The organism is Streptomyces sp. URMC 124 (genome assembly GCF_051386455.1).
Classification (GTDB): Bacteria; Actinomycetota; Actinomycetes; order Streptomycetales; family Streptomycetaceae; genus Streptomyces.
On sequence record NZ_JBPQTS010000339.1, the window covers coordinates 1 to 924 of the forward strand.

General features: G+C 72.5%; 1 rRNA gene and 1 pseudogene. One reads left to right on the plus strand and one right to left on the minus strand.

Going from position 1 to position 924, the window contains the following annotated elements:
- Positions 1 to 821: pseudogene (locus ACSNOG_RS32800) on the plus strand (hypothetical protein); the annotation flags it as partial.
- A gap of 29 nt (positions 822 to 850) precedes the next feature.
- On the opposite strand, the gene rrf reads toward ACSNOG_RS32800, so the two are convergent.
- Positions 851 to 924: ribosomal RNA gene (rrf, locus tag ACSNOG_RS32805) — 5S ribosomal RNA — on the minus strand; the annotation flags it as partial.

Genomic DNA, 924 nt, shown 5'->3' on the forward strand with positions numbered 1-924 from the left:
CGGTCGTCACGACGCTCGTCACGACCACCACGGAAGCCACCGCGGTCGTCATCGCGACGCGGGGCACGGTCATCGCGGGGGAAGGACGGGCGCTCGTCGCGGCCGCCGCGGAAGCCGCCGCGGGGACGGTCGTAGCCACCACGGTCATCGCGGCGGGGCCCGCGGTCGTCGTCGCGACGGAACGAGGGGCGGTCGTCGCGGCGACCGAAGCCACCGCCGGAGGGGCGGCCACCGCGGTCGTCGTCACGGCGCGGAGCGCGGTCGTCACGACGGAAGGCCGGACGGTCGTCACGGCGCTCGTCACGGCCACCACGGAAACCACCGCGGTCGTCGTCACGACGGGGACCGCGGTCGTCACGACGGTCGTCGCGACGGAAACCACCACGGTCGTCGTCGCGACGGAACGAGGGGCGGTCGTCGCGGCGACCGAAGCCGCCACCGGAGGGGCGGCCACCGCGGTCGTCGTCACGGCGCGGGCCGCGGTCGTCACGACGGTCATCGCGACGGAAGCCACCACGGTCGTCGTCACGGCGGAACGAGGGGCGGTCGTCGCGACGGCCGAAGCCGCCACCGGTCGGGCGGCCGCCACGGTCGTCGCGGCGCGGGGCAGCACCACGCCGGTCGTCGCCGCGGTCGTCACGCCGGTACGCCGGTCGGTCGTCGCGGCGGAAACCGCCGCGGTCGCCACCCGAACGGTCGTCGGGGTAGTTGGTGGGCATCGACGTGACTCCTGTCTTCGGGTACCGCAGTCATTCTCGCGCAACCGGACGGCCGGCGCGCTTCGGCAGAAATACAAAAAAGGACCCTTGGTCCCAGCGTGAACGCTGGGACCAAGGGTCCTTGAAATATTGTTCGGCGGCGTCCTACTCTCCCACACGGTCCCCCATGCAGTACCATCGGCGCTGAAAGGCTTAGCTTCCGGGT